17 protein-coding genes and 3 tRNA genes are annotated in these 21,512 nt (G+C 30.5%); all 20 read right to left on the reverse strand.

Annotation, left to right across the window (positions count from 1 at the left end):
• Positions 1 to 8: 8 nt before the first annotated feature.
• Positions 9 to 665, reverse strand: a complete 657-nt coding sequence (gene rpiA, locus EDD60_RS04235; protein WP_066449190.1) for a ribose-5-phosphate isomerase RpiA — start codon at positions 663 to 665, stop codon at positions 9 to 11.
• Entirely contained in the window at positions 665 to 2,572 is a 1,908-nt protein-coding gene (locus tag EDD60_RS04240; protein WP_066449192.1) for a PTS fructose transporter subunit IIABC, read from the reverse strand. The genes rpiA and EDD60_RS04240 overlap by 1 nt, the downstream gene beginning before the upstream one ends.
• 13 nt (positions 2,573 to 2,585) lie before the next feature.
• On the reverse strand, positions 2,586 to 3,491 hold the full coding sequence (gene pfkB / locus EDD60_RS04245; RefSeq protein ID WP_066449194.1) for a 1-phosphofructokinase: 906 nt from the start codon (positions 3,489 to 3,491) through the stop codon (positions 2,586 to 2,588).
• A 130-nt stretch (positions 3,492 to 3,621) separates the two neighbouring features.
• Positions 3,622 to 4,470 carry a MurR/RpiR family transcriptional regulator gene (locus EDD60_RS04250; protein ID WP_066449196.1) on the reverse strand — a complete coding sequence of 283 codons (849 nt, stop codon included), beginning with the start codon at positions 4,468 to 4,470 and terminating at the stop codon, positions 3,622 to 3,624.
• Positions 4,471 to 4,569: 99 nt separating this feature from the next.
• Positions 4,570 to 5,961 carry a polysaccharide deacetylase gene (locus EDD60_RS04255; protein ID WP_066449198.1) on the reverse strand — a complete coding sequence of 464 codons (1,392 nt, stop codon included), beginning with the start codon at positions 5,959 to 5,961 and terminating at the stop codon, positions 4,570 to 4,572.
• 44 nt (positions 5,962 to 6,005) lie between these two features.
• A complete protein-coding gene (locus tag EDD60_RS04260) occupies positions 6,006 to 7,460 on the reverse strand; it encodes a UDP-N-acetylmuramoyl-L-alanyl-D-glutamate--2,6-diaminopimelate ligase (RefSeq protein ID WP_066449242.1) in 1,455 nt (484 codons plus the stop codon).
• Positions 7,461 to 7,526: 66 nt separating this feature from the next.
• Positions 7,527 to 8,543, reverse strand: coding sequence for a PTS transporter subunit IIC (locus EDD60_RS04265; RefSeq protein ID WP_066449201.1), 1,017 nt, complete (start codon positions 8,541 to 8,543; stop codon positions 7,527 to 7,529).
• Between the two features lie 14 nt (positions 8,544 to 8,557).
• Complete coding sequence (locus EDD60_RS04270) at positions 8,558 to 9,910, reverse strand: MATE family efflux transporter (protein ID WP_066449204.1); 1,353 nt, start codon at positions 9,908 to 9,910, stop codon at positions 8,558 to 8,560.
• Between the two features lie 12 nt (positions 9,911 to 9,922).
• Positions 9,923 to 10,645, reverse strand: coding sequence for a putative ABC transporter permease (locus EDD60_RS04275; RefSeq protein ID WP_066449206.1), 723 nt, complete (start codon positions 10,643 to 10,645; stop codon positions 9,923 to 9,925).
• Positions 10,646 to 10,794: 149 nt separating this feature from the next.
• Positions 10,795 to 10,870: transfer RNA gene (locus EDD60_RS04280), tRNA-Ala, on the reverse strand.
• Positions 10,871 to 10,886: 16 nt separating this feature from the next.
• Positions 10,887 to 10,963, reverse strand: a tRNA-Ile gene (locus tag EDD60_RS04285).
• 23 nt (positions 10,964 to 10,986) lie between these two features.
• Positions 10,987 to 11,063: transfer RNA gene (locus EDD60_RS04290), tRNA-Ile, on the reverse strand.
• 99 nt (positions 11,064 to 11,162) lie between these two features.
• Positions 11,163 to 14,123, reverse strand: a complete 2,961-nt coding sequence (locus tag EDD60_RS04295; RefSeq protein ID WP_132226231.1) for a putative bifunctional diguanylate cyclase/phosphodiesterase — start codon at positions 14,121 to 14,123, stop codon at positions 11,163 to 11,165.
• Positions 14,116 to 15,516, reverse strand: a complete 1,401-nt coding sequence (locus tag EDD60_RS04300) for an extracellular solute-binding protein (protein WP_066449212.1) — start codon at positions 15,514 to 15,516, stop codon at positions 14,116 to 14,118. Before EDD60_RS04300 ends, EDD60_RS04295 begins: the two co-directional genes overlap by 8 nt.
• Positions 15,517 to 15,565: 49 nt before the next feature.
• On the reverse strand, positions 15,566 to 16,246 hold the full coding sequence (locus EDD60_RS04305) for an N-acetylmuramoyl-L-alanine amidase family protein (protein ID WP_066449215.1): 681 nt from the start codon (positions 16,244 to 16,246) through the stop codon (positions 15,566 to 15,568).
• Positions 16,247 to 16,365: 119 nt separating this feature from the next.
• Positions 16,366 to 16,881, reverse strand: a complete 516-nt coding sequence (locus tag EDD60_RS04310) for a YcxB family protein (protein WP_066449217.1) — start codon at positions 16,879 to 16,881, stop codon at positions 16,366 to 16,368.
• Between the two features lie 124 nt (positions 16,882 to 17,005).
• A complete protein-coding gene (locus tag EDD60_RS04315) occupies positions 17,006 to 17,902 on the reverse strand; it encodes a hypothetical protein (protein ID WP_132226232.1) in 897 nt (298 codons plus the stop codon).
• Positions 17,903 to 18,109: 207 nt separating this feature from the next.
• A complete protein-coding gene (locus EDD60_RS04320; RefSeq protein WP_066447735.1) occupies positions 18,110 to 18,520 on the reverse strand; it encodes a hypothetical protein in 411 nt (136 codons plus the stop codon).
• A complete protein-coding gene (locus EDD60_RS04325; protein ID WP_066447737.1) occupies positions 18,517 to 20,028 on the reverse strand; it encodes a Y-family DNA polymerase in 1,512 nt (503 codons plus the stop codon). Before EDD60_RS04325 ends, EDD60_RS04320 begins: the two co-directional genes overlap by 4 nt.
• Before the next feature lie 69 nt (positions 20,029 to 20,097).
• Positions 20,098 to 21,471 (reverse strand): MATE family efflux transporter, encoded by a 1,374-nt coding sequence (locus tag EDD60_RS04330; protein ID WP_066447740.1) that lies wholly within the window; start codon positions 21,469 to 21,471, stop codon positions 20,098 to 20,100.
• Positions 21,472 to 21,512 lie beyond the last annotated feature (41 nt).

Here is a 21,512-nt window from a genome sequence, read left to right on the forward strand (position 1 = left end):
TTCTCCTCCTATTTTATAACTCTTACATGGGCATCATCAACTGAAATTACTGATGTAACAAGTCCCACAAATAATGATGTTTCTACAATCCCAACAATATTATTAAGATCATTGTTTAATTTTTTGATATCTTTAACATGTTGAAATGAAGCATCCATAATAAAGTTTCCATGATCACTCATTGTAAATCCATCTTTTGCCTTTGATGAACGCATATGTACTTTTCCACCCAATTGTTCAATTTGTTTTTTCACAATTGACATACTTTCAGGAATGATTTCAAGTGTAACACTATGATGAAAAGGTAAGGTTTCATAGACTTTTGATTCATCTACAAGTAAAACATATTGCTTTGCCATAGCGGCAATAATTTTTTCTTTTGTATGAATAGCGCCACCTGATTTTAAGGCATTTAGCTTTAAATCAACTTCATCGCACCCATCAAAAGCAATATCAATGTTATCAACAGACCATGTTGGAAGTAATGGTAATTGGTATTGTAAACACAATTGAGCTGTTTGATAAGATGGAGTCACAACTTGAATATCTTTTTTTTCTTGAGAAAGATATTCAACTAGATATGCGACTGTACTTCCACCACCCAAACCAATAATCATTCCATCCTGAATGTATTTTAAAGCTTCTAATGCACACTTTCTTTTCATTAACAATTCTCCTCCTTTAATGGTTTTTTAAGCATTGAAAGAACCATACACCCAACAATCATTCCAGCAATGATAGCTAAAGCATACATCAAAGGGTTGCCAATAGTTGGTAAAACAAAGATTCCACCATGAGGAGCACGTAAACTACAACCAAAGAACATTGATAAACCTCCAGCAACAGCTGAACCAGCTATACATGAAGGGATAACTCTTAATGGATCTTTTGCAGCAAATGGTATAGCTCCTTCAGAAATAAAAGCTAAGCCCATAACATAATTAACTAAACCAGAATTTTGTTCATCTTTTGTCCATCTATTTTTAAACAAAGTCGTACTTAAAGCAATAGCCAAAGGCGGAATCATACCACCGGCCATGACAGCGGCCATAATTTCAAAGTTTCCTTCTGCAAGTTGTGAAGTTGCAAAAACATAAGAAGCTTTATTAATTGGACCACCCATATCTGTTGATTGCATTCCTGCCACAACAATACCTAATAAAACTTTACTTGTTCCACCCATACTATTGAGCATATTGCTTAAACCAGTATTTATAGCACCTACAAAAGGATTAATAAATGTTGTTAAAACAGAAACTATTAAAATACCAAGAACTGGATAAATCAAAATAGGTTTAATTCCATCTAATGATTTTGGTAGATGTGAAAAGACTTTCTTTAATCCTAAAACCAGATAACCACCTAAAAATCCTGCTAATAAAGCTCCTAGGAATCCAGCATTCACATCTCCTCCAGCTGGATTAGCAAAAGTACATCCCATTTTCGCAACAATACCACCAATAAATCCAACTGCCAAACCAGGACGATCAGCAATAGACATTGCTATATATCCAGCAAGTATTGGTAACATCAAACCAAAAGCTTGTTCTCCAATCGTTTTTAAATAAGCAGCAAGTGGCGTATTCTTACCAAAATTAGCTGGATTAATTGAGTAATCATCAAATAAAAAAGCTAAAGCAATTAAGATTCCACCACCAATAACAAATGGTAACATATGACTAACACCATTCATTAAATGTTTATAGATAGAATGTCCTACTCCTTCACTAGTTGAATTTTCTACCATTTCTTCTCCATCATGATGATAAATAGGTACTTGATGATCAATGATTTTTTGAATCAATTCCTTTGGTTTTTGGATTCCCTGTGTTACACTTACTGACAAAACAGGTTTGCCATCAAAACGTGACATCTCAACATTTTTATCAGCTGCAATTATAATCCCATCAGATGCATCAATTTCACTTTGAGTTAAGATATTCTGTGCTCCATCAGCTCCATTAGTTTCAGCTTTTAGTGGATATCCCATTTCTTCTCCAGCTTTTGTTAAATTTTCAGCAGCCATAAAAGTATGTGCAATACCGGTTGGACAAGCTGTGACTGCTAAAACTCGATAAAAATTATTCATTTTACCATTTTTTTCTTGAGCATCTTTTAATGCTTCTTGTTTATCAATAATATCAAGAAATTCCCTAGGGGTTTTGGCATCAATTAATTTTTGTCTGAAAGATTCATCCATTAATAGTGTTGATAATTTTGCTAATGCCTGTAAATGAATATTTCCACCATCAACTGGAGCAGCAATCATAAAACACAAATAAACAGGTTGTCCATCTAAAGATTCATAATCTACACCATTTTTAATTGTCATAGCTGCTAGCCCAGGTTTTTTCACTGCTGCAACTTGCGCATGAGGAATCGCTATTCCCTCTCCAATACCAGTTGTACTTAGCGATTCTCTTTTTAGAATTCCTTCTTTATAATCTTTAACATTTGTAATTTTTCCACTAGCATCCATTAAATCAATCAATGTATCAATCGTTTCTAATTTTGATGATACACTTACATTTAAGGCAATTGATCTGATATCTAATAATTCTGTAATTTTCATTTTCATTTCTCCTCTACAATTGTTTTAATAATTCATAAATCTTAGCCTGTGTTGCTAATCCATTACTAAAAGCTGTTGCTCCTCCAGCAGCAGTTGCTAGTTTTAAAGTTTCATGATAATCCAAACGAGATAAATACCCTGCAATAAATCCAGCTACCATTGAATCACCTGCTCCAACAGAATTTTTAACCTCTCCTCGACAAACACCTTGAAGATGTTTTACACCATTTTCATCAATTAATAATGCCCCATCTTTAGCCATTGAAATCAAAACATTTCTTGCTCCCATATCTTGAAGCTTTCTTGCATATTTTTCGATATCTTCAATATTTTTTATCTCTGTATGAAATAATTCTGCTAATTCGTGATTATTTGGTTTGATTAGAAAAGGATGGTAAATAAGTGTGTCTAACAAGAGTTGTCCAGTTGCATCAACTATTGTTTTTATCTTTCGATTAGCTATAACTTCTAATAAGTCACAGTAAACATTTTGTGATAACGAAGAAGGGACACTCCCAGATAGAACCAAAATATCTTCATCATTCATATTTTTTATTTGCTGTAATAATTTTTCAAAATCATCCTTTTCGACAATTGGTCCTAATCCATTGATTTCTGTTTCTTGTTGGCTATGTATTTTCATATTGATTCGTGTCATTCCTTGATTAACTTGAATCATTTGTGACATTAATTTCAGCTCCTCTTTAAGACCTCGTTGTAATTCCTGTCCAGTAAAACCTGCAGTAAATCCTAAACAAGTACTTTCGAAACCTAATTCTTTTAAGACACAGGCAACATTAATGCCTTTTCCCCCAAAAAATATATGTTCATTTTCAACCCGATTGACATCACCAATATTGAAATGAGGTAAATCAACAACATAGTCTAAAGCCGGATTCATTGTAACTGTGTATATCATTTTCTCACATCTCCTTTTCATGAAAATTTATTTCACAAAAGAATCATACCATGATGTTATAATTTCGTCAATACTTTTTATATGAAATTTATTTTCTTTTATAAATATAAAAAAACCAGGAATACCCTGGTTAAAACTTATCTCCAGCAATTGCATTTTCATGTCTTGCAATAGATTTATAAGCATCCTCTTTCATTGATGTTAAAAATAAGTATAGTATTTCAATGACAGTCGTTGCTGAGACTCTTGAAAAACAATAACCATCAAGAAATAATTTTTCACGTGTAGCTGTCGTAATATGATAATCACTAGCTTTAGCTATTGTTGATTGATCATTATTCGTAATTGAAATAGAAATTGCTCCAACTTCTTTCGCTGCTTCCATAGCTGTTATCACACCTCGTGATTCACCTGAATTAGAGATTGCAATCACAACATCATTTTTCTTCATATTATAAATATAACCTATTTGATTTTCCCAAATCGTTGAAGATACAGCCGGGATTCCAATTTGATTGAATTTAAACGTTCCATCAATAGCAACCGGTATAGTGTTTCCTACTGCTACAAATTGAACAGCATGCGCATGATAAATAACATTTAAAATTTCTGAGAGTTGGGTATTATCCATCATAGAAACTGTTTGCTTTAATTCTTCAATCTTATTAGCCAAAATATTTTGCAAAGATTGACTTATATCATCAGCAGAAATATGATTAGAAACTTTGACTTCACTCGTATCTAAATCAACCATTTCTTTTGCCAAAGAAATTTTTAAATGATGAAAACCTTTTACTCCAATTTTTTTACAAAAACGTGACACTGATGCTTCACTTGCTCCACTTGCTAAAGCTAATTCACCAACAGTCATATCCACAACATCTTGATAATGATTTAAAATATATTTTGCAATCTTCTTTTCAGAATCAAAGAAACTGTCAAAGGATGAGCAAATCGTATCCATTACTGTTTTTTCCATAATACCTCCTATAAATATAAATTTTATAATATTTTATTCCATGAATATTTATTTCACAATAATCATAAAGCATATTATAAAAAATCTCAAGATATTCTTTTAGTTTTGAACATTATGATGAAACGTTGGAGACTTATCATCAATAACTTCAAATTGATATCCCTTTTTTATAAGATAATCTATAATATAAGGCAATGCCTTTACAGTATTCTCTTGATTTGCACTATCATGCATTAAAAACATAATATCTTCTCTATCTCCAATTTCTTCTATTGCCTTTTTCTTTAATCCACTTATTGTTTTAATCCCTTCACCATCACCATTGATTGATGTCCAATCATAATATTGATAACCTAAATCAATGACTTTTCTCGTTAATCTTTTCATAATACCCACATTATATTTCTTCGAAACTAAATTACTTGATCCACCTGGAAATCGTATAAATTTTGTATTCACTCCCGTTTGTTCATAAACCACATCTTTAATTTTATTTAAATCACTCAAATAATTTTTTAGTGAACCATAAATATATTCATAATCATGGCTATACGTATGAAGTCCAATGGCATGTCCTTTTTGATAGGCTTCTTTGATATAATGTGCATCTTTAGGAGAAGTTCCAGTGACAAAGAAAGTCGCTTTGATATGATATTTATCTAGAATTTTTAATATTTTGGGTGTATTGACTGAAGGACCATCATCAAATGTTAAATAACAAGTTTTTTGTCCATCGTTTCTTGCTTCTCGATTAGCATATTGGCTTAAAACTTCAATATCTCTGGCATAGGTTTCTTTATTTCCACTTTTATCTTCTACATGATAATAAACTTCATATTCCCCTACTTTACGGATATTTAAATGAGAATCATCTATTGTAAGCTTTGGTGATGTGTCATGGTCATCTTTAACCTTAATTCCTTTTTTTAAGTCTATTTCATCTCCAATTAACATTGTTATGGGGGTTAATCCACTGATAGTTGGAGCTTCATGATCTTTATCTTCAACTAAAACATAAGCATTTTTTTCCGTTTTATTTTCATAAGCATCTTCTACAACAACACAAACTTTATATGTTTTGACTTCATTAAATAAATAATCTTCTTTAAAGTAAACAATTGTTTTCGAATCATCTTGGATATTTTTCACTAAGCTTTTGGGATTGACTTTATCATTTCTTAGTATTTTTGCATTGATGACTTCAAATTGGGGTGCTAACATATCATCAATAAAGACTTTGAGTGTGAATGTTTTCTTTTTATAATGATAATGAATTTGATATTCTCCTAGTTTATTATTATTAACTTGATTATCTATTTTTAATTCTTCTATATCCATATGTGAGACTTCTTCAATATAATCATATGGTTCAACCTTAGCATGTAAAGAAAGATGTATCTCATCTTGAATAAAATGAATATGTGGCTGTTGTGAAAAATAAAATATTCCACCAATCAAAATTATCACTAGTAAAAAAAAGACTTTCTTCATATGTATCACCAAGATACTATATGATTGAAAAGTCTTTTTCAGTCCTATTTTTGAAAATATTCTTCAATAATTTCTTTTTCACTAAATGGTGTTTTCACTTCATCATAAATAATATAATCTTCATGCCCTTTTCCTAAACATAAGATAATATCATCCTTTTTCGCATGAGCCAAAGCATAATGAATCGCTTCTTTACGATCTTCAATAATGATATATTCACCACCAACACGATTAATCCCTGTAACGATATCTTCACAGATTTGTCTTGTACTTTCACCACGTGGATTATCCGCTGTCACAATTGAATACGCATGATGTCTAGCAACCACTTCACCAACATCATAGCGACGCTTTTTATCACGTTTTCCACCAGCCCCATAAACACAATAAATACGATGAGGATGGTATTCTTCCATTGTTTCTAAAATACTCTCAAATGAGAAGGCATTATGAGCATAGTCAATAATTACTGTATAATCTTGCTGAACAGGAACAATTTCAACACGTCCTCTTACTCGTACTTTTGTTAATGCCTCTTGGATATATTTTGTTTCGATTTTCAAAAGATGACAAATCATAATCGCAACTAATGAATTATAAACACTAAAACGTCCTGGGATATCAGTTTGAAATGCTGCATTTATTTCACCAGTTGTTTGGAAAGATACTCCTAAAGTTCCTTGTCCTTGATATAATTGAATATCAGTAGCTTTTAAATCACTGGCTTGATGAATTGAATATGTTTTGATTTGACATGCAGCTTGATCAATCATATCTTGATAATGTTCATCATCTTTATTAAAGATACCGACTTTACACATTTGAAATAACATCTTCTTACATGCCATATAATGTTCAAAAGAAGAATGTTCATTTTTTCCAATATGATCAGGTGATAAATTGGTAAACACACCATAATCAAAATCAATTCCCGCTACACGATTTAACATCAATCCTTGTGAAGAAACTTCCATAACACAATATTCACAACCACTTTCTACCATTTCATTCATTAAACGTTGTAATTCAAATGATTCAGGTGTTGTATTTTTTGTTTTTTGAAATTTTCCATTCACAATTGAACCAATTGTTCCTATAATTCCTACTTTTTTACCAGCATTTTGTAAAATAGATTCAACCATATAAGAAGTTGTTGTTTTTCCTTTAGTTCCAGTTAAACCGATCACTGTCATTTTACGACTAGGATGATCAAAGAAGGCACATGATAAAAAAGCTAAAGCCTTTCTAGCATTTTCAACTTGTAAATAAGTAATTCCTGCTTGATAAGGAACTTCTCTTTCTACAACAATAACTTTTGCTCCTTTATTAATAACTTGATCAATAAAATCATGTCCATCAACATTTGCTCCAGGGATACAGACAAACAAACTGTTATCCACAACTAAACGTGAATCATAGTCTATTTGACTGACTTCTTGTGATAAATCTCCTTGAATGAATTGATAATCTATTTCTTCTAATAATTTTTCTAATTTCATTTTTCTCACCATTTCCATTATAGCTTCTTTTCATCTTGAATAAAAGAAAAAATCATCCAAAGATGATTATAATCTTGTTAATTTCAAATCTCCGCTTTTAATATAATTCAGTTTTCTAAAAGCGCGATACATCCCAAAACAAATAATTATTGGTAAAAGAACATCAACAAGAATCAATGGTAACCAAAATGATGTTCCCATTACTTGGATACATTCTAATAAACCAACCAATCCAGCAGTTCCCATACCTGAACCAACGGCTGTACACTTGATTCCTAATATTGCCGAAGAAATAACCCCAGTGATTAAACTTGCAACAATTGGTGGTAACCATATAAGTGGACGTTTAACAATGTTTTTAAACTGTAACATACTTGTTCCTATGCCAATCGCAATTACATCTCCAATACTATTATCGTCCATCGACATAATTGCTAAACCAACCATTTGAGCACAGCATCCTGCTAGTGCAGCTCCAGCAGCCAAACCGTTGAGTCCAAGCATAATCCCAATCGCAGCCGAAGAAATAGGTGCTGTTAAAGCCATTCCCATTAAAACAGCAACAACCATTCCCATAAAGATCGGTTGCATTTCTACTCCTTGATTAATTAAGTCACCAATCCAAATAATCAATTGACTAATGTATGGTCCTATAAAACGTGTTATAATCCCTGCACATAAAATAGATGTAAAAGGAACTAATAAAATATCTAGTGGTGTCTTATCTTGAACAAGTTTCGTCGCTTCAACTGCCACAATTACAGCTAAATAAGCAGAAATAGGGTTTCCTACTGCAACACTCACATTACCTTGATGAATAGAAAATGTTCCTGCGCCAATAGCTCCAGCAATAACCGCTGAAATCATATTTAAGCCCTTCGCCTCAATAACAATCCCTATTCCAACTCCAATGGCCGGTCCCATTAAATAACTTGCTAAACTTCCCCAAGTCACAAAATCTTGAATATGTAAAGCAATTCCAACCTGTTTTAAAATTGTTCCAATAATTAAACTTGCAAAAAAACCATATGCCATTCCATTTAAAGTTTTAACAATATAATTTTCTTTTGATGCTTTTGCCATTATTTTTCCTCCTATTATGCCGTTGTTATATTCTTTGCCCATCTTCCTTTTTTAAAAAAATAGGTTGCTATAAAAAGTTTCATAATATCACTAGCTTCTACAATCGTAAATAAGTAAACCAATGAAATATTTGTAAACATAGATAATACTGTCGAAATCAAAACCCCAGCACCCCATAAGAATCCTGAATCCATCAACATTGTAGAAAAAGTATCTCCACCAGCCCTTAGAGTAAAGAAAACACAAGCATTATAACAATAAACTGGTAATAAACAAGATTTAATTGTTAATAATGTAACAATCGTCTTTTTAATAATATCTTCAACATTATAAAATGACGCAATAATTGGAGCAATCGATACAAAAATACTTGCAATAACAATAGCTATCATAACTCCAAAAGCAATAAGTTTATAAGCATTATCCCTTGCTTCACTAATCTGATTAGCCCCCAGACGATTGCCAATTAAAATCGAAACAGCACTAGATAAACCACTAAAAATAATATAAGCAATTTGCATAACTGTATCAACAACACTAATTGCTGGAATAAGACTTTCATTGCAACGCATATATGATAAGAATATAATTGATAGTCCTAATGAAAAGAAAATTTCATTTGCTGTTAAAGGGATGGCCTTTTTAATCATTGAACGTATTAATGGAACATCTAAATGCAATAACCCAGAAATTGAAAAAGTAAATAAATATTTTTTTCTTAAAAGTAAAACAAGATAAATTCCTAATTCTAAAAATCTAGCAATAGATGTTGCAATTGCTGCTCCTTGTACTCCTAAAGCAGGAAGTCCTAAATGACCAAAGATTAAAATAAAATTTAATGTTGTATTGGTTAAAACTGTAATACTTCCAATAACCAATTGAATCTTATTAATTCCTACAGCACGCAAAGCCATCATAATACTAAAACTAAAAGCATAAGGAATGTATGTTAAAACAGCAAATTGAATATAACGCATACTTTCATCAATAACTGCCTGAGAAGATGAAAAGATTTCAATCAACTGTCTTGGTATTATCAATAACGCTATAACAAATCCTATTGCTACCAATAACCCACATGCAAGATTGATATCTAAAATCTTTTGACATTTTCGATGATCCTTTGCCCCATAATATTGTGCAATAAAGATTCCTGCTGCCCCACATATTCCAAAAAGTGTTGAATTAAAAATCAAATAAATACGATTTGCTACAGTAACCGATGTTAACGCTAAGCTCCCAACGCTCCCAATCATGATATTATCAATTAAATTAACAAAACTTGTGACAAATTGCTGAGCCATAATTGGCAAAGCAATTGATAGTGTTGTTAAATAAAATGTTTTATTTCCCAAAAACTTTTTCATACAAACTCCCTTTTATTTTTTCTTATTTGTTAAATCCGGAAAGGCTTTAATAATACGATGATACATCAAATTCTTTCCTTTTATAAAATTCTTATAAGCTGGCTTATCATTCATCTTTAATGTTTCTAATACATCATAGAAATTCTTTCTTCCTGACTCAAAACCATCAAATGCCTTTTCAGCATACATTTCTACATCTTTGATAAATCCATCCAAACGTTCTTCTAAATGCGCTAAAGCAATAATTGTCACAATCATATCTAATACAAGTAGTGTTGTTAGTGATGTAGCAACAACAACCAACATCAACATACCATGATTTAAAATACGTTCCATGAGTGCTGGCTGAATAAACTTTACAGCTACTACACTAAATAAACCAAAAACCAAAAAGCCTTCTAAACAAACTCTCCCATTCACATTAAAAGCTTTATCACTATAATCCCACCAACGTCTATGATACAGTTTTTCCATTGCCCATGATGTGAAATATTCAATCACACAAGCAACAAAAGCACCGCCAATAAAAATAGATAAATAAGTTTCATGAACAGAGAACAATAAAGAAACACTCAATGCTCCTACACCATAAATAGGTACAATTGGACCATTTAAAAAACCACTATTTTTTATTTTCCCACCTGTAATCACTGGACAAATAAAAGATTCCCATACCCATCCAGCAAAACCATACACATAAAATGAAATCAACAATGCACTTATATATTTTTCCATTTTTTCTCCTTATATAAATAAAAAGCGTTACATCAGTAACGAGCTACGACTTTTCAACTATCTTGTAGATATCATAGCACAAAGGTCTATCAAATTCAATAAAACTCAAAAATAAAAACTCGTATCAATGATACGAGTTAGATTGCAATTGGTGGAGCTTAGCGGGATCGAACCGCTGACCTCCTGCGTGCAAAGCAGGCGCTCTCCCATCTGAGCTAAAGCCCCAATTCAAATATATATATGGTGGGCCTGAATGGATTTGAACCATCGACCTCACCCTTATCAGGGGTGCGCTCTAACCAACTGAGCTACAGGCCCATATATATTGTGCAGTTTTTAAATGGTGGGCCTGAATGGATTTGAACCATCGACCTCACCCTTATCAGGGGTGCGCTCTAACCAACTGAGCTACAGGCCCATCGCCGACTGCCCTAATATATTATCATAGTCGATTTTTTTCGTCAATACTTTTTTGTATTTTTTTTAAAAAAGATGGACCGTATGATCCATCTTCAACTTATTTATTCAATTCTCTTAAAACCATCAATGCTTCTTCATTAATATCAGGAGGCATTTGTTCTGGTTTAGCAAATAAGAAACCTTGAACATAATCCACCTTCAAATGATAAACAAGTGCTAACTCTAAAACAGTTTCCACTCCTTCAGCAATGACTTTCTTATTTCTTTCATGACAATAAGATACAATATTTTCCACAATCTTTTGTTTATCTGGTTCTTTATCAATATCACGAATAATATCCATATCAATTTTAACATAAGCTGGATCAACCATTAAAAGATTACGTTCACTATTATATCCACTACCATAATCATCTAAAGCAACTTGGGCATGCCAACGTTTTAAAACTGCACTCTTTTTAGAAAAACAATCATCATTATTTTCTTCATCTTCAGTCACTTCTAATACAACTTTATCCAAAATAGAACCATACTGTTCTTCAATTATTGAAACATCAGCATCAGGAATAAACTGATTAGATATAGAATTAATAAAGACTTTATGTTCCTTTTTAACCTGTCCTTTTAAAGAAAGTGTTTGATAACTTTCTAGGGCCTTTTTCCAAGTTAAGATTTCAATATTATTTAATTGTGCTTCCAACTTAGCAATCGATAAAATATCTTTAGGATTCTTTAAAACAGGATGAGTTGAACGCATCAAAGCTTCATAACCAAATACTTTTCCGGTTTTTATATCAACAATTGGTTGGAAATAATAAATTAAACGATTTTGATCAATTAACTCATGGAAATCCATACGTTTCTTCATAATAATTGCATTATTTTCATATTCCTCAAAATCAAATGTTCCAATTTCCCCTTTAACTGTATGTTTTACTGTATACATAGCAAAATCTGAATATCTTTGAAGTTCTTCAAATTGTGTAGAATCTTGAGGATACCAAGCAACTCCCCCAGAAACATGGACTCTTACTCTTTCCCCATTAGGTAAAACAACAGTTGATACAGCGATTGCATTCTTTAATTCTTGTAAATGATGATTAATCTCATCCTTTGAATTATAACCATAATAGAATAAATAGAACTCATCACCAGAAGTACGAGAGACAATGGTATTCTTAGGTGAATATCTTGCAAAAATATCCGCTGTAGCTTTGATATAAGAATCTCCACAATCATGTCCATACTTATCATTAATAGATTTTAAGTTATCTAAATCCATCATAACCAAAGCGGCAATCTTTAAATGTTCCATTTCAATACTAAATAAACGTTTCATTTGTCTTTGGAAAGCTCGACGATTAACTAATCCCGTTAAAACATCATGATCTCTTTCATGTTCAATGACTTGTCTTTCTTTAATCATATCACTAATTTCTTCGACCAAGCCTACACATTTTTCACTTGTTTCATGATATCTTAAACGTAAATAGATTTGTTCGCCCTGTGATGTAATATGATAAATACATTCATTATGCTTTGTTGTTGGTTGACAAACTGAATCAAACATCTTAAATATCTTTTTAAATTGTTCAACTGTTAAATTCTTTGTATCAATATCATGTAATAAGAAGATATCAAAGAATCCATCAGTAATAAATAATTCATTTCTTACATAATCCAATTCAAATCCAGCTAATTTAGTATTAGCTAATTCAATAATATTCGTAAAACGAGAAGCTGATGCTAAAACATCATTTCCCATTTTTTCAATAGCTTCAATCAATTGATCTATTTCAATAATATGTGTTCTTTCTAGATTCACTCTTGAAATAGCACCAGATGTTTGTGAAATATGATTAGCTAAATCTACAATTGGATGCGTAATATAACGGGTTAATATATACGATAACAAGGTTCCTATTCCTAAAATAATAAACATAGCAATAGAAAAGATAGTACCTAAATGCTCAGTAAAACCATAGAGTTGACTTTTATCAACAATTCCCATTAAAACCCACTTTTCATGAGAATAAGGTGTATTTGAGTTATAAAATTTTAATGGATATGGTGAACAATAAACATTTTCCCGAATATATTTAACTTTATCATTAGGTATATCTAAAGTAGAAAACTGTTTAATTGATGATGAATAATATGGTCCACTTACAAATAATGTTTGATAATGTGTATCATCTTGTTGCAGTGCTAAGATATATCCCGCTTTATCATCTTTATCTAATTCATGATAAGGTAAAAGCTTTTGTAAATAGGCAAAAGAAACATCAATCCCTATTGCTCCATAAACATGCTTATTATAAATAAGTGGTAAAATATATGAAATAGAATATGTATCACTTCCATAACGTTGATATGGTGGTATCCAACGACCAACATCACTTATGGCAATATCATCATCTTTTGCTGATAAATCAAAATTCTTAAAAATATCATCATAAAACTCTAAATCATCTTTTTCAAATTCAAAAGATGGCTGCCAATTTGAATCCATTGAAATATCTAAATCATCAACAAGCTCAACTGGACATCTGGTTAATAATAAATCTGAATTTGAAGATTCATATTTGCTTTCAGGATCATTATCAACAATATATATTCCTGGATAATAATGTGTTTTATTACCTGAAAAATCTCCTTGACTTAACATCAAATAAACTCCAGTTGTTCCTCTATTTCTTAGTAAAGTAATTAATTCACTTGAAATCTCTTTTAATAACTTTTGACTATCCTTTGAAGAATGATCAAGCTGTTTTAATGAAACATGATTTTTTTCAATATAATCATGTGTCACTTGATTAATACGTTCAATCTCAAATCCCATATTAGACCATTTTGATACCATTGCATTTTCTAAATAATGAGCACGGTTGGTCACTTCTTGATCAAATAAACTACGACTGTTCCCATTAATTTCACCAAATATATCATAATAACTCGCTATTGAAACAATAAAACAAATAATAAAGCCAACTAATATACACATTGGTATAAAAACACGTCTAAATAAAGATTTTCTTTTATTTAACAATTCATTCATTTGTAATAATCTCTTTTAATGCTTGATATGTTTCTTGATACCAAGCTTCAAAATTTTGATCATTTTCATATTTTTCAAAAACAGCTTTTTCATTTTGACCATTCTTTAGAGATTTAGCAATTGCTTGACGATCTTTTTCACTCTTATCTTTTAAACTTGACTCCAATTTTGATCTAAAACTTGTTCCATTAGGAATAGCCTTTGTTGTATAAAGTTTACTTTCATTAACTGTATCAACAGAAACCTGAATAACTTCTTTCATTAATTCAGATTCAATCTTTGTATTTTTTTCAATTGAATCCATATCATTAGCGGCTTTCTTGACTGGTAAATACCCTGAATCAATAGAGAACTTAATATTTTGATTAACATCCGTAAACCACTTTAAAAATTCTATTGATCCTTCAATATGTGCATCATCACCCTTAGTCACAACCAAACCAGCACCTTGTTGAACAGCATAAGCTTGTCCATCTTTAAAAGTTGGAGCTTTTAAAACTTTAACATCAATAGGATAACTCTTTTCATCATTAATAATGACTTTTTTTGGGAAGAAAGTTGCGCCTGATGAAGAACCGACAAAACTTATAATATTCCCCATCTTTACATCATCACTTCTAAAACGACCTTCTGCTTTATAATAACCATGAATATAAGGCAAATAATAATTATCCCATAACTTTCTTACAATTGTTTTATCAAAATCAAAAACCACTTGATCATCTTTAACACTCACAATATCATGACCAAATTCTTTTAAACCAATAATCATATAATTAGCTAAAGCATCTCGACCAAAGAAAGCTTTTCCATTTGTATATTCATAGTACTTCTTGGCAACTTCATTTAATCCTTCAATTGTTTGTAAATCATCTAAAGTAACTCCTTTAGCCTTTGCAAACGGTTCAAAATCAGTCGTATTAATCATCATAATTTCCGTAGATTTAGCAACTGGAAAGATCTTTAATCCATCATTAAAATGACCTTCATCAATATATCCATCAACATATTCAGCTAATTCATCTTTACTAAAATAATCACTTAAATCAACAACCTTACCTAATTGATCAATTTGATAAGCTGTATCTGCATAAGCGGCAAAAATATCAGGCATTTCTGATGAACCAACTTTTTTATTTGCTGCATCAAGTACATTTTTACCTAAATCATTAACATTTCCAACACTTGTTACTTCTACAACAATACCTTTTTCTTTCCCTACACCTGTATTAAAAGTATCAACAAGTGCATTAAAAGATTCCATCTGTTTACCAGTATAATAATTCCATAAATGAACAGTTACTGGATTATCTGGATCCAAATGAGATTTTGGTGTACACCCTAAACATAACAATAAAACAAAACAGCATGATAATTTTATGATTTTTTTCATATAAAAGACCCCTTTTTATTACTTTAATCATACCATTATTCCTACTTCATTACAATAAAATGTCAACTGGTCCACTCAATGATTTTTCATATTCTTCTATTCCATCACTAATCGCAACAGCTAATTTTTTATGATAACGACTATTTTTTAATTGTCCTCTTTCATTTGCATTAGACAAAAAACCACATTCTATTAATACACCTAATGATTGCGTTGCACGTAAAACATAGAAACCACAAGAAGATATATTTTTACGTGTTCCCGTTACTGGCTTCATTTTTTCATGAATACATTTTGCCAGTCTTTCCCCATCACTACTTTTTTTATAATAAAAAACCTGTGATCCCCAAGCACTTGATGATGCTGAATTTAAATGTATACTTAAAAATAAGTCCGGCTTATATTCATCTATTTTTAAAGCTCGCAAATACATATCATCTTGTTTTGAATAATTATAATCACGTCTTGTCATATCTTGATCATCACTACGCGTTAAATACACAGTTGCTCCTCGAGATTCTAGCTCCTCTTTAATGGCATAACTGATTTTCAAATTAAGCTCATCTTCATTAACATTTCCAACATGTGCGCCATTATCCATTCCACCGTGACCTGGGTCCAAAACGACCACTTTCTTCGCTAGAGTTTGTGATGATGTGGCACTCATTACTGGTTTAAACGTTAAAGAACATAATGCAAATAATAAAATAAAGGGTACTAATTTTTTCATGTCATCACCCTTAAAATTATATGTTTTTTTAATGAAAATATGTTTTTATTAAATTTAAAAATAGCTTATACAATAATCATTTTCATTTTGGTAAATAGATAACTCTAAACTATCATCTTTTATTTATATATCAATTTCGCATTTTTACAGATAGAATGTAAAAAATCAACAATTTGATTATAAGTTTTAAATTCTAAACCATCTTTCCTAATAATTAAACAAGCATTACTTTTAGTAAAAAGTGCTATTGTTCTTTCTGTGATAACTATTCTTGAAATGTAATTGTAATTAATTTCTGCAGATGAATTATTAATTTTTATACCATTTTCAGTTAAACTTATATCACAACAGTATGAGCCAGTATGGATTGCTTCTAAGGTTTGTAACATTCTTTTTTCAGCAATTATTGGCATTCTAATAACTTGAATAATAGAAAAAATAAAAAGTGGGAATCCAAAGGCTGTTATTACTCTTACACTGTCATATGGAGAAGTATGTCCATACAACGCAAAAAAAAGCATAAATATTCCTATAAAAATAGTCATATATTTACGCCATTTTTCAATAAGAAATGGTCTGATTTCATGGATTACACTTTCATCTATTGTATTGTTTTTTATTTCAAAATAATTCATAAATCTATATCTCCTTTTTCATCACATATTCCTTATTAAACAAACAAATAATATTTTATATATAATAATTTATATTCTATTTAAAAATGTCAGATCATTATTTATGGAACCAACATTCTTTATTTTAATGAACATCATACCTACCATTCCCTTGATCATATATTGTATAAGTTGAAAGCTGATTTCCAGAAAATATTTTTTTACCCACTGTAAAATCAATATTATATTCATAAATAGCTTGGTCAGTTCTAATAAACCAGCAATCATCAATTAAATCTATACACCAAATTTCTTTTATATCTTGATCTAAGGGATATTCTATTTTTTGATTGTTTTCTACATCATATTGTATGATTGAAAAACTTTCATCTTCATTTTTATGTCGCATGTATATACTTTCTTTATAAGTATGTTGTTCAAAAGAAATAGGATAATCAGGAAAGGCTTCTTTGATTTGTTGAGCTCTTTCATCAAATATAGAATAATGTTTACTATCTATCTGATTATATGGTTCTTCAAGTGAATAACCAATAAGATTTTCATTTTCCGTACTAGGATTAAAATAGATGATATCATTATATATAAACATATTTATAATATCTAGAGTATTATTTACATCAAATAAATATTCAAAATGTGTTCCATCGGGATTTATTTTTGCAATACCAGGTTTGTGATGAACAGCACTATTAACACTTAAAAGCAATAAATAAATACTGTTATTATAGTATTGTGAATACATTATTAAATATTTATTATTAATAAGCAAATCAGATACAACACTTAGTTTTTGATGATTATTCATCTTATACAATTTTTTCCCAGCTTTAAAATACACATTGTCTTTTTCATCTTTCGAAAAAAAACGATTAAAACAACTATCTGGAAATTCAAATTCAGGAATCTTATTTATTATTTCTTCAGTTTCAGGATTTGTTTCTTCAGATTTCTGAGATGAACATCCAAACAAAACAAAACATAGACATAAAGAAAGAATTATAATTATATTCTTTTTTATCATTTCATTCACCTTTTCCATAATCAATATTCTTATTACATTAAACACACATTATTATATCCTCATTAATTAAATACATCAATGTGTATTCTACATATTGTTTGAAACATTCCTTTTCTTTCATTGTTATATTTCTTTGTTATAATTAAGGCTCTTAAAATAAGAAAATGAGTAACTTACTTTTAGCAAGAAACTCATTTTCTTATTTATCTATTCTATTTCATAAATATCATTAATATTAATTTTTAAACCATTCATAAAAATTAATAGATTCTCATACTCATCTATCTTTTTTAAAGCCTCATTAATAGTTACATACTTTCCTCCAGACTTTTTTTCATCTGCTTGAAAATAGGTTACCTTCATTTGAGGATGTTCCTTAATATGCATACATTTCTCTAATAGTTTTAAATTCAATATTTCTTTTTGATGTTCATCTAAAATTCTTTTCTTTTCAGTCAATCGTTCTTTTTCATTGACAGCTTCTTTATGTCCAGTTAATGCTGCAAAAGGAGCAAATTGAGCAGCTCGGTCATCTAAAGACATCTGAGGATGATGAGATGAAACATGATGAGGTCTATCAATAATATCATCATAATTATGTATATCTTTTGATTTCATGCTTTATGACCTCCTATTGTTCCATTTCTTTCTTTAGCAGTTGCTCCTTCTTCAAAATTCATACCTTTTAATACTGCATTCTTTCCATACTTCTTTTTAATTTGCAATGTTGCCTGTTGAAGCCTTTTTTCTTTTTCCAAATCTTTTTTAAGCTTTTCTTCTTCTTTTTGTAACAACTCATAATCAGTAAATATATCCATTTGTTGAATCATTTCTTTTTCTTTCACAATATTTTCTTCAACAACATGATTTGCCGATATATTTACTCTCCTAATCGTCAAAGTCTTATCGACATACTTATCATACCATTTTAAAACTGCTTCTCTTATCAGCTTAGAAGATGATGTAAATCGATCAAGATTAATCGTTCCATGAGCTTGTTTAGGAATCTTTCGACCATATCTATCAGTTGTGATTTCACCACTATATGATGACGTATTTTCGATATCATAACCCACATTTACAATAATTTGATTTGTTACTAAACCCTTATCCACCAAACTTAAAGCAAGTGAATCTAGCATTTCTTTTAAAACAAGTCTCCCTTTAAAAAAAGGATAAGGACAACTTAAAACCTGTCCTGCTCCAAAACTATTATTTTCTGGTTTATAAGCTTTAATATGTTTCATTGTGCATGGTTCATATCCCCAAGCATGATCAATTAAAAGCTCAGCATTAATCCCAAATAACTTATATAATAATTCTTCATTATAATACTCATCATCTTTACCAACTGAACATTTTGCAATATCTCCCATTGTATATAAACCAACTTCTTTAAGTCGCTTAGCATAACCACGACCTACTCGCCAAAAATCAGTAATTGGTTGATGTTTCCATAAATATTTCCGATATCGCATTTCATCAAGTTGAGCAATGCAGACCCCGTCATGATCTGGCTTCACATGTTTAGCAACAATATCCATTGCTACTTTCGCAAGATATAAATTTGTACCAATTCCAGCAGTTGCACTTAAACCTGTCGTTTGATAAATATCTTGAATAATCATTTTAGCAAATTCTTTTGGTGTTTTGTTTGCTGCTTTTAAATAATTTGTTGCATCAATAAAAACTTCATCAATTGAATAAACATGTAGATCTTGAGGTGATACATATTTCAAATAAATTTCATAAATTCGTGTACTATATTCCATATAAAATGCCATCCGTGGTGGAGCAGCTATGTAAGTTAACTCTAAATAAGGATTTTCTTTTAACTCTGTATCAATATAGGATTCATCTTGAAAAGCTTTTCCTCGAATACTATGCTTTCTATTAGCATTAATTTCTTTAACTTTACTAACAACTTCAAATAACCTTGCCCGCCCTGGAATCCCATATTGCTTTAATGATGGTGAAACAGCTAAACATATTGTTTTTTCTGTTTTACTTGTATCAGCAACAACTAAATTTGTTGTAAGCGGATCAAGATTTCTTTCTACACATTCAACTGAAGCATAAAATGATTTTAAATCAATAGCCATGTAAATACGATTCTTTGTTTGCATACCAACACCTCATTTGATAACAAAATCATATCACATCATGTTGCATAATTCAATAAAATATGCAACTCATTATTTTATTAAATCAACTTCTTTACTCTTTTTCATAAGCTCTTTCCCAATTGTCAATAACATCGTTATATAACAAGCTCCTCCACCAATAAAATTACTAATTGCCTCAGCAATAAAGACTCCATTAATTCCAATAAAACGAGGTAAAATAATTGTTAATGGAGCAACAATAATAACCTTTCTAAAAATTGAAAAGAAAACTGCCTGTTTAGATTTACCTAATCCCACAGCAATAGCTTGTCCTGTCATTTGAAAAGACATCATAAAAAAGCCAAAGAAATAAAGACGAATTGAAACAACCCCATGACTAATAATATCTTGATTATGACTAAAAATACGAATAAATAATTCTGGTAATGATGTCACACACCCCCATAACAACAAACTTGTCACTAAAGAAGCAATCGTTACAAACTTCATACCTTGTAAAACTCTTTGATATTGCTTAGCACCATAATTAAATCCTAAAACAGGTTGTGAAGCATTAGCCAAACCTTGTCCTGGTAAGGAAATCACTTCACGTATAGAATTAATAATTGTCATAATCGCAACATACAAATCTCCCCCATAACTTTGTAAAGTTGAATTACATACAATTGTGACAATTGAATTAGTGATTCCCATCATAAAACCAGCCATTCCTAAAGAAAAAATCCTTTTCACATGACAAGCTTTTAATTTCATCTTTTCTCTTTTAATCTTTAAAATCGTCTTATCCCCAGTTAGAAAATGAAATGTCCAAACAGCCGAAACAAACTGCGAAAAGACAGTCGCAATAGCTGCTCCTTTAACCCCTAAAGATAAACCAAAAATAAAGATAGGATCCAAAATAATATTCGTAACTGCTCCAAGCATAACCGTCATCATCCCAATTTTTGCAAACCCTTGACTATTGATAAAACTATTCATCCCTAATCCAATCAAAACAAAGAAAGTTCCAAACAAATAAATACTCATATAATCATTAGCATAACCAATCGTATTTTCACTTGCTCCAAATAACCATAATAAATCTTCTTTAAAAAGAAAACCAATAACCATAATCAAAATAGAAAAAAGAATCAATAAAGTAAAAGAATTACCCATAATTTCTTCTGCTTCATCAATATCTCCTTTTCCCCTTGCAATCGAACATAGTGGTGAACCACCCATACCAAACAGATTTGCAAAAGCAATAATAATTGATATTAAAGGTAAACATAAACCTAAACCACCCATTGCTAAAGTAGCAACTTCAGGTATTCTTCCAATATAAATACGATCAATGACATTATATAAAACATTAATCAGCTGAGCGACAATCATCGGTCCAGCAAGATGAATAATATGTGATGACATTGTCCCTCTGGCAAAATTATTTTCCTCTACACCCACAAAAACTCCCCCTTAGTGTACACTATTATACATCTTTTTAT

Source organism: Longibaculum muris, from assembly GCF_004343035.1.
GTDB lineage: Bacteria > Bacillota_I > Bacilli_A > Erysipelotrichales > Coprobacillaceae > Longibaculum > Longibaculum muris.